This is a genomic window from Nitrospira defluvii (assembly GCF_905220995.1).
In the GTDB taxonomy this organism is placed as follows: Bacteria; Nitrospirota; Nitrospiria; order Nitrospirales; family Nitrospiraceae; genus Nitrospira_A; species Nitrospira_A defluvii_C.
The window spans coordinates 56,123-64,518 of record NZ_CAJNBJ010000007.1; the positions used below are offsets into that span (position 1 = coordinate 56,123).

General features: G+C 59.1%; 11 protein-coding genes and 1 pseudogene. 10 read left to right on the forward strand and 2 right to left on the reverse strand.

Annotated features, from left to right (window positions below):
• Window positions 1-5 precede the first annotated feature (5 nt).
• Both gnd and KJA79_RS10855 read left to right on the forward strand, forming a co-directional pair.
• The gene (gene gnd, locus KJA79_RS10850; protein WP_213042067.1) at window positions 6-986 is read left to right on the forward strand and encodes a phosphogluconate dehydrogenase (NAD(+)-dependent, decarboxylating); all 981 of its coding nucleotides are present in this window, start codon (window positions 6-8) and stop codon (window positions 984-986) included.
• Window positions 987-1,598: 612 nt separating this feature from the next.
• Complete coding sequence (locus KJA79_RS10855) at window positions 1,599-1,931, forward strand: transposase (protein WP_281412679.1); 333 nt, start codon at window positions 1,599-1,601, stop codon at window positions 1,929-1,931.
• A gap of 195 nt (window positions 1,932-2,126) precedes the next feature.
• On the opposite strand, the gene KJA79_RS10860 is transcribed toward KJA79_RS10855, so the two are convergent.
• Complete coding sequence (locus KJA79_RS10860; protein WP_213042069.1) at window positions 2,127-2,648, reverse strand: IS3 family transposase; 522 nt, start codon at window positions 2,646-2,648, stop codon at window positions 2,127-2,129.
• Between the two features lie 32 nt (window positions 2,649-2,680).
• A pseudogene (locus tag KJA79_RS10865) lies at window positions 2,681-2,923 on the reverse strand (transposase); the annotation flags it as partial.
• A 158-nt stretch (window positions 2,924-3,081) separates the two neighbouring features.
• Between KJA79_RS10865 and KJA79_RS10870 the strand changes: the two are divergent.
• The 8 genes from KJA79_RS10870 to KJA79_RS10905 all read left to right on the forward strand — a co-directional run.
• A complete protein-coding gene (locus KJA79_RS10870; protein WP_213042071.1) occupies window positions 3,082-3,300 on the forward strand; it encodes a transposase in 219 nt (72 codons plus the stop codon).
• A gap of 438 nt (window positions 3,301-3,738) precedes the next feature.
• Window positions 3,739-4,131: a tetratricopeptide repeat protein gene (locus tag KJA79_RS10875; RefSeq protein WP_213042072.1), complete on the forward strand. Its 393-nt coding sequence runs from the start codon at window positions 3,739-3,741 to the stop codon at window positions 4,129-4,131.
• A 493-nt stretch (window positions 4,132-4,624) separates the two neighbouring features.
• Window positions 4,625-4,867, forward strand: a complete 243-nt coding sequence (locus KJA79_RS10880; RefSeq protein ID WP_213042073.1) for a hypothetical protein — start codon at window positions 4,625-4,627, stop codon at window positions 4,865-4,867.
• Window positions 4,868-4,871: 4 nt separating this feature from the next.
• Window positions 4,872-5,663, forward strand: coding sequence for an MIP/aquaporin family protein (locus KJA79_RS10885; RefSeq protein WP_213042074.1), 792 nt, complete (start codon window positions 4,872-4,874; stop codon window positions 5,661-5,663).
• Window positions 5,664-5,906: 243 nt separating this feature from the next.
• Window positions 5,907-6,401: a hypothetical protein gene (locus tag KJA79_RS10890; protein ID WP_213042075.1), complete on the forward strand. Its 495-nt coding sequence runs from the start codon at window positions 5,907-5,909 to the stop codon at window positions 6,399-6,401.
• A gap of 105 nt (window positions 6,402-6,506) precedes the next feature.
• Entirely contained in the window at window positions 6,507-6,986 is a 480-nt protein-coding gene (locus KJA79_RS10895) for a GlcG/HbpS family heme-binding protein (protein WP_213042076.1), read from the forward strand.
• Window positions 6,987-7,065: 79 nt separating this feature from the next.
• Complete coding sequence (locus KJA79_RS10900) at window positions 7,066-7,980, forward strand: heme-binding protein (protein ID WP_213042077.1); 915 nt, start codon at window positions 7,066-7,068, stop codon at window positions 7,978-7,980.
• 142 nt (window positions 7,981-8,122) lie between these two features.
• Window positions 8,123-8,396, forward strand: a 274-nt coding sequence (locus KJA79_RS10905) for a hypothetical protein (RefSeq protein WP_213042078.1), incomplete at its 3' end; no start/stop codon positions are given.

Here is an 8,396-nt window from a genome sequence, read left to right on the forward strand (position 1 = left end):
AACTCATGCAAGTGGGGATGATCGGACTGGGGCGAATGGGGGCCAACATGGTGCGGCGGTTGATGCGCGGAGGGCACCAATGTGTCGTATTTGACAAGGACCCTGAACAGATACATCGACTGACCGCTGAAGGCGCCGTGGGGACTGGCTCCCTGGACGATCTGATCAGCCGATTGACGCCACCGCGGGCTGTGTGGGTGATGGTGCCGGCAGGAGACGCGACCGAAGCCATTGTGGAGGCCATCGCGCAACGGCTGGAGGTGGATGACATCCTCATCGATGGAGGCAATTCGTACTTTAAAGATGATGTCCGGCGTGCCGAAGCGCTGAGGGCGCGAGGGCTCCACTATGTGGATGTTGGAACGAGCGGAGGAACGTGGGGGTTGGACCGAGGGTATTGCCTCATGATCGGAGGCCACAGGTCGGTGGTGATGCGTCTTGATCCAATCTTTAAAACCCTGGCGCCGGGTCGAGGGGACGTTGAACGGACCAAGGGACGGGATCGCATGGATGGAACGGCAGAAGAGGGGTATCTATACTGCGGGCCTGCCGGAGCAGGGCACTTCGTCAAGATGATTCATAACGGCATCGAGTATGGCTTGATGCAAGCCTATGCCGAAGGGTTCGATATCTTTCGTCATGCCAACTCGAAGCGCCTTTCCGAGAATATGCGATATGACCTGAACCTTGCGGACATTGCGGAAGCGTGGCGCAGGGGCAGTGTGGTGGGGTCCTGGCTGCTCGACTTGACCGCCGCCGCACTGACGGAAAATCCTGACCTGTCCAATTTTACTGGTTCTGTTCAGGATTCTGGTGAAGGTCGCTGGACGGTAATGGCTGCAGTAGAGGAAGGAGTCCCCGCAGAAGTCCTCTCTGCATCGCTCTATACTAGGTTCCGTTCGCGTCAAGACCATACCTTCGCCGAAAAGGTGCTCTCAGCGATGCGCTACCAATTCGGCGGGCATGTCGAGAAGGCCGATCGATGATTATGGTTCAGCGCTTCTTAAGTGTGAGGAGCTTCTCTGCGTAGGCGATCGCCGCGTATGTCACGGCGGCCAATCAACGCGTGTCATTCGTACGTGGCTATCCAGTCATGGTTCCGGATCTTCCTCGTGTGTGGCGGTGTTCGCGTTGGTCGAGAAGATGATTTTTTTTTCTCAGTCTGCGATCGGGGGATGATGCTGATCCCGTGCTTTGTGACATAGACCTTCTTGCCGATATGCTGGTTCATCGCGGGAAGCACGTTCTCCTGCATGACTGTCTGCAACGTGTCCGTGGTGGCGAGTTCGAAATACGCCGGGAAAATTCCATCTCGGTCCGCTCCCGGCCGTCATAGCAGACAAATCGATTCGGGACAACGCTGAGCCTGATGCCTTGAAAGCCTTCCAGATGCAACGGAACAAACATCCCACCAGCGATCACCGTATGCGCCACAGCACTGGCAATCACGGCCACGACCAGAAAAGAATATTGCTCCTGCGTTACAATGCCATGCGCGAGGCCATAGAGCCACGAGATCCTACTGAAAGTTAATTCGGTCGACATCATCAGGTGTGTAATACCATCGTTCGTTTCGATCGACTCCAAGCACCCCCACAATTAGTACACAGCAGTCCGGACAGTTCCGTGGGATGAGCCGGCTCTCGAAGCATGGCAATGCGCGGCTCCGCTATGCCTTCTGGATGGCCGCGAATGGGGTGGTCCGGATGCGGCAGAATACGTTTCGCGAAAAATATGCGCGGTATATCAAGACGGATCCCGAGAACCCGGATCGGAAACGCAAGGCCCTCTGCGCCGTCGCCGCCAAGGTGGCGCGCGTGGCACAGGGTCTGATTAAGACCGGAACCGATTATCGGCCGTATTTTGAGGCATTCCCTCCCAGTGGAGCACTTCGTTCGCCTGGGCCGTCGAGGCAGGTGCTGACCTCGTAGATAATGCTCGGAGCTTCCACTGGGGCTGCCTGCTGTGTGGGGTACGATCAAGGCCTGAACGAGGACCTTGTATCACTATGGCGAGCCGCGCCTCACAACACGTGGAAGACCATGGGGAGTGTGTGCCGATTCGTGCAGCGTGGCCGTTCCGATGGCACAGAGGAGATCTGTCTGCCTGGCGTGGTTGACGTCCGCCTATAGTACGTTATCCAGGATCAAGGTCTCTGGCAATGAGCGAGTCAGAAACACCCGATCGAGCATCCGACACACCCGTGCCCCGCCGATCGACACATCCACTTCAATCACCGGGACTTCTTTCGAGTAGAGATCCGTCATCGTCGAACACTTAAATCGTCGGCCCGTGACGAGCCGATCATAGACAAAGTCCATGGCATAACAGCGGCCAGGTTGCGTGGGGCTCGGCAAGGCGACCCGTGGCACCGCCGCCGCCTTTTTCCGTCGTCGCCGCCGTAACGACAGCCCTTCGTCACGATAATACAGTCGTCCCACTTTCTTGCGATTCACCCGCCAGCCTTCCCGGCGTAGCCGCACAGAAATCCGGGGGCACCCATAGCGCCGCTTGCTCTCGGCGATTTCTCGGATGCGCGTCCGCAGGGTCGCATCGTCCTGACGCCGATTACCATACCGGAGCGTGTTCCGATCGAGCGTGAGGAACCGGCACACTCGTCGCTGACTGAGCCCAAAGCGTTCGGCCATCCACTGGGCCGCGGTTCGTTTCGCCCTGGGCGCTACCAGTTTTTTGCGGTGATCGCCTTCAGTGCTTGGATGTCGAGGGCTTGCTCCGCCACCATCTGCTTCAACCGCCGGTTTTCGTCTTCAAGCTGGCGAAGCTTCTTCACATCACTCACTTCGAGCCCGGCATATTTCGTCCGCCACGTATAAAAGGTGGCATCCGAGATGCCGTGCTTGCGGCAGAGCTCTTGAACCCCGATGCCCGCCTGGGCATCCTTGAGCACGGTGATGATCTGTTCCTCCTTGTGCCGTTTGAGTCATGGGCCCCTCCTGTGGGCCCCATCTCAGCACAGGTGAACTCCCACCCTAATGGTCTAGTTTTCGGGGGGAAGGTCACGATGCAGTGAGAACGGGAGCACACTGTGCGGGGCCAATCCACTACCACAGGGTGTTTCCTGTGAAATACCGGAAAGTGCTGCTGGACGACACGGTGACGACTATCATCCAGGAGACAGCGGCAGAGATTACAACACGGTTTCCGATCGAGATGGAAGCGATGGGGACGGACAAGAATCACCTCCATCTGCTCTGCGCGCGCATCCAAAGTGGCTCCTGGTCGGATGGTGCTGTTCAGCGCTTACGACACGGGAGATCTTTCGCCTATAGCCCGCAGTGAAGCGGGGTCTGTGGGGCGGGGAGTTTTGTACCGATGGGTACTATGTGGCCACTCTAGGGGCGCGGGCCAGCTGGCAGATCGTCGAACGGTAGGTGCAGCGGCAAGGACAACAGCGGGAAGATCTCCGGCAGGTCCGAATGGTTGAGTTCGGTGATACCCCGCAGCTTGCTGCGGGGAGCTTCATTGATGGCAGTGCGTAAGCCATGGTTGCTCTTCGTCTTCTGCTGCCATTTTCAGGCGATACTCCCGGGGTCGAACTCCAGCCGACTTGGCCCGCGTTTTATTTCTCACCGCCCTTGCGGTGATCCTGTAAGAGCCTCCTTGCCGTGCCGACTGACGTTCATGCGCTGGATAGTGGGTCTCCTCATGGTTCTGCTCAGTGGTTGCCAGGGGGTATCACTGTTTGAACGCCCAGGGGAAAACGAACCCCCGTCCAACATGTCATTGTGGGAACGGTATCAGCACTGTCGTACAACGACCGATCCTCTGGAGTTGTTTCGGATGATCGAGTACTTCGAAGGGGTGAAACTCTCAGGCGCCGAACCACCTTCGTGGATGAAGGGCTGGGGAGATCATGTCACGAAGCAACCTGTTCGCATCTCGATCGATCCCCAAGCACTGGGCGTGGCCTGCACGCTCAGAGCTGCCGAGGTGATGGTAGCGGCAGAGCGACTGACGGAGGCGCGAACGTTGTACGAGCGGGTGCTCACTCGATACTCCGGTCCTGCTTGGACCTACTACGCCGGTCTGGCCAAAAAGGCGCTCCTGCGCCTCTCGGATTCTTCTCCCGCTACCGTCGCATTCATCCCTGATCGGTTCGCGCCTCACTAAACCTACTCCTGTGTAAGAAGTGGACAGGTCGTGCGACCTACCGTCAAGCATGTGAGGGGACTAATGAAGACGTGGTTCTACTGGAGAATCCAACACATAGGCCAGGCCCTGCGCGTGATGTGTTTCCGCTCGGCCTGCTGGTGGCTCAGCCGGCAAGTGGAGTGTCTTCAGTGGCGGCTGCATCTGGAATCTGCGATGGCATCGAGAGGGAACTTCAGCCCATTGTCTTACCGGTGAGGCAAGGAGAGAGTAATGCCGTGCACACGTTGTGAAGGAACATTCGTGCCGGATCATTTCTACGACCGGATCGATGAACAGGGACGTTTTCGTCTAGGGATCTGGCGTTGGGTGTCGCGATGCGGCATGTGCGGAAACGTTCTCGATACCGCCGATGCGACCGTCAACCGCAGATCCGATGCTCTAACGGATCACATTTCAACCGGGGGCTTTCAGATGTTCTAGGTGTTGGATGCCGATTCCCGAGGAGAACGTCATGGTCTGTGTAACCTGCCAGTGCGCGATGCTCAGCACGAGCAGCCAAGTGTTTGAGGAAGAGAAGGGCGCCATGACGATCACGCGATGGCGCTGTCGATCCTGTCATGAAACGGCGGAGGAGATTTGGTCGAGCGCCGGGTATCGGGGGACGGGCCGGACAGGCGTTCGATATCCTGCCACACGTCTGCAGCGGTGCAGAGCGCCGGTTGCGGCGCGTCTGGCAGCGACGAGAGGAGCATAGGTCTATGCAGGCGGTCCCGAACGTCGTGCGCGAGCATTGGCCTGAGTATCTCATGGAAGCGGCCGGGCTTGGTCTGTTCATGATCTCGGCGGCGGTTGTCACGACGCTGCTCGAATATCCGCACTCGCCGCTGCACGGCCTGTTCGCTGATCAGGCGACCCGGCGTCTGATGATCGGGTTGGCCATGGGAGTGACTGCGATCGGATTGATCTACTCTCCTTGGGGCAAGCGATCCGGCGCGCACTTGAATCCTGCCGTCACACTCACGTTTTATCGGCTCGGAAAGATCGGAGGAATCGACGCGTGCAGTTATGTGATGGCTCAGTTCTCCGGCGGCGTGCTCGGACTCTGGCTGGTGTCCAGGGCGATTGGAAAGGCCGTTGAGCATCCAGCCGTCAATTATGTCGTCACCACACCGGGCCCGGCCGGGTTCGGCACGGCGTTTGTGGCGGAAGCGCTCATCTCATTTGGGCTCATGCTTGTCCTGTTGATGGTGTCGAATACGAAGTCGCTCAATGCCTGGACCGGTTGCGTTGCCGGCGCGCTCGTGGCCGCCTACATCGCGATTGAAGCGCCTCTTTCCGGCATGAGCATGAACCCCGCACGCTCCTTCGCTTCGGCCCTGCCGGCTCATCTCTGGACCGCTTTTTGGATCTACCTCACCGCCCCTCTCATCGGCATGCTTCTCGCCGCGGAAGTCTATGTGCGTGTGCACGGCGCGCATCGGGTCCTCTGCGCGAAACTGCATCATCGCAACAACACGCGTTGCATCTTCCGTTGCGGCTATAGAGCCTGACCTCCGGTATCGCATCGTTCGGATCTCCTTTCCCGTTACACGTCTCCCGTGGTTCTCGGGAGCGTTCAGTACTCAGTTCTTAATCCTCAAAATTCATCGTTGAACATTTTCATCGAGAGTCGCTTTGCGTATCGCCTGTAAGGTCTCACTCCGTCGCTCGACAGACGTGCAGATGCGGGAGGTCGGATGGCTGAAGAGCCTAGGACCCGCAGGTCACTCATACTATTCACAGAAGGAGGCGTTATGCGTGCGACGAACGTATTCAAAATGGGGTTCTTGTCCATGATCGCTGCGGCAGGGCTGTTCGTGGCGTCGAACGGATTGGCGGCCGATGCGCACACCACAGTGAAGTTCGAAGGTGTGAAGGCCAACAGCGGCATGGCGACACATGGCCGATCGGGAAACAACGACACCTTAACCTGGTCCGACGAGTTCAAGATTCCGGATACCCCGGCGCCGCACTGGCAGGTGGTGGACTCGAAGGGCAACGTCTATCTGCTCAATCGACTGAAGATCAAGGGTGGCCTGCTCGGCGGAGAAAAAGAAAACCGTACGATCACGATTCCGGCCTATATCCACGATGTGGCCAAGGTGCAGATCTACTGCGCCTGGGCCGAAGCTCTGTTAGGCGAAGCGTCTTTCCCCAGGCCGATCATGACGGCCGCGGGTGAGTCCCGCGCCAACGGAATGCACGCGGACGGCGGGATGAAGCATGACGGTATGGCGATGGGGCGTTAGCGGATAGCCATCAGCTGTCGGCGATCAGCGCTCAGCTTCCTTGGAAGAGTGAGGCTGGCCGCTGACGGCTGAGCGCTTTCTGCTCAGACGGAGGAGGGCGACATCATGATCCGCTCGATGGTCTTCGCCATCGCCATTCTGGGTGCGATGGCCAGCACCTCGCAGGCCCAGCTGATCGAGAAGAAGGCGTTGACGCTGGAGGGCGCCAAACAGATTGTCGCCGCGGCGGAAGCCAAGGCAAAGGTGGAGGGGGCCAGGGTCGTGATTGCCGTGGTGGATGAAGGCGGGAACCTCCTCCTGCTTCAGCGGCTTGATGACACCCAAGTGGCCAGCGTAAACGTCGGCATCGATAAGGCGAGAACCGCCGCGATCTTCCGGCGACCGAGCAAAGTGTTTGAGGAGCAGGTCCGGAACGGGCGCGTGGCCGCGCTGGCGTTGCACGGAGCCGTGCCGTTACAGGGTGGTGTGCCGATCGTCGTCGAAGGAAAGGTGATCGGCGCCATCGGGGTGAGCGGAGAGACGCCGGGCCAGGATGAAGACATCGCCATGGCCGGTGCGTCGGTCGCCGTGTCGTTTACGAAGTAGGAACTGTCGGCTTTCGGCGATCCGCTCAGAAATACCCATCGGCGGCTGACCGCTCATTCTCAAGAAGAGGAGAACGATCATGAGATACCTCATAGCAACCTTGACGGGAGCGGCCATTGCGATGTCGGCCTCCGCCGGTTACGCCGAATCGGTCGCTGACAAGCGTGGGCTCATGCTCGAGGGAGCCAGGCAAGTCATTGCGGCAACCGTCTCCGCGGCGCGCAAGGCTGATGCGCCGGGAGGATCCATTGCGGTGGTCGATGAGGGTGGGAATCTGTTGGCGCTTGAACGGTTGGACCACACGTTTGCCGCCAGCGCGAATATCGCGATCGGCAAGGCTCGCACCGCGGCGCTGTTCAAGAAATCGACGAAGGTATTCGAAGACGCGATCAAAAACGGCCGTACCTCGATGGTGACGCTCGGGGGCGACCTTCAAAACTTCACACCCCTGCAAGGCGGTATTCCGTTGGAATGGGAGGGCAAGGTGGTGGGAGCAATCGGCGTCAGCGGCGCGGCCAGCGCCCAGCAGGATGAGGAACTCGCGATCGTCGGTGCCGGGTCGCTGGGCTCGATGGAGATGACGGGCAGGAACAACGGGCATGTCCCGCTGCCGGTCACCTACATCGAGAGCCGGAGGGTGTCCGCGGCCTTTGAGAACGGTACGGTATTGGTCGGTGAAGACGAGACCATGATGCATGCCGCCAGGAACTACATGGTGCATGCCAGCCATCGCGATAAGGCCGGCGTCGTCGAGATCCATGAGTTCGACACGGACATTGTCTATGTCTTGAAGGGCTCGGCGCAGGTCATCACCGGCGGCACACCGGTCGGCATGAAGATGATTGCGCCGCATGAATTCCGCGCGCCTTCTGTGGACGGCGGTGAGACGAGGAGGCTCGTACCGGGCGATGTCGTGATTATTCCGAACGGGGTGCCGCACTGGTTTAAGGAAGTGGAGGCGCCGTTTGATTACTACGTGGTCAAGGTGCGGTAGACGGATGCTGAACACGGCCCCCAACTTTGTTCTCGGCTCGCAACTATCCTCAACGTACCCTGAGGGTACGCCTGCGGTGCTTGCATCGCCTGCGGCCTCGTTGGATGACCGTGTTGAGCATCCTCTGAGGACGGAGCGTGAAATGAACAATCGAAGAAGCGGAATGATCATTTTTGCAGCTCTCGCCTTCACGCTCTGTCCAGGTTTTACCTGGGCGCAGGTCACCGGTGATGCGCCGGGGATGCGGCCGGAGGCGATCGTCGATTTGAAAACCGACGAAGGACTGGCCCTGGTCAAGGGCCAGTGGCGGTACAGCAATGTCAAGGTGATCGATGTCGATCATCACGGCCCTGGCGCGGATCTCGCCCCGTCTGGTCCTCCGAATCGGACGCAAGACATCGACCTGCATGCCGGCG

What these genes read in the sequence shown, in the direction of transcription:
- gnd (WP_213042067.1), top strand. Translation starts at nt 6, where the DNA reads ATGCAAGTGGGGATGATCGGACTGGGGCGAATGGGGGCCAACATGGTG.
- KJA79_RS10860 (WP_213042069.1), bottom strand. Translation starts at nt 2,648, where the DNA reads ATGGCCGAACGCTTTGGGCTCAGTCAGCGACGAGTGTGCCGGTTCCTC.
- KJA79_RS10875 (WP_213042072.1), top strand. Translation starts at nt 3,739, where the DNA reads ATGTCATTGTGGGAACGGTATCAGCACTGTCGTACAACGACCGATCCT.
- KJA79_RS10880 (WP_213042073.1), top strand. Translation starts at nt 4,625, where the DNA reads ATGGTCTGTGTAACCTGCCAGTGCGCGATGCTCAGCACGAGCAGCCAA.
- KJA79_RS10885 (WP_213042074.1), top strand. Translation starts at nt 4,872, where the DNA reads ATGCAGGCGGTCCCGAACGTCGTGCGCGAGCATTGGCCTGAGTATCTC.
- KJA79_RS10890 (WP_213042075.1), top strand. Translation starts at nt 5,907, where the DNA reads ATGCGTGCGACGAACGTATTCAAAATGGGGTTCTTGTCCATGATCGCT.
- KJA79_RS10895 (WP_213042076.1), top strand. Translation starts at nt 6,507, where the DNA reads ATGATCCGCTCGATGGTCTTCGCCATCGCCATTCTGGGTGCGATGGCC.
- KJA79_RS10900 (WP_213042077.1), top strand. Translation starts at nt 7,066, where the DNA reads ATGAGATACCTCATAGCAACCTTGACGGGAGCGGCCATTGCGATGTCG.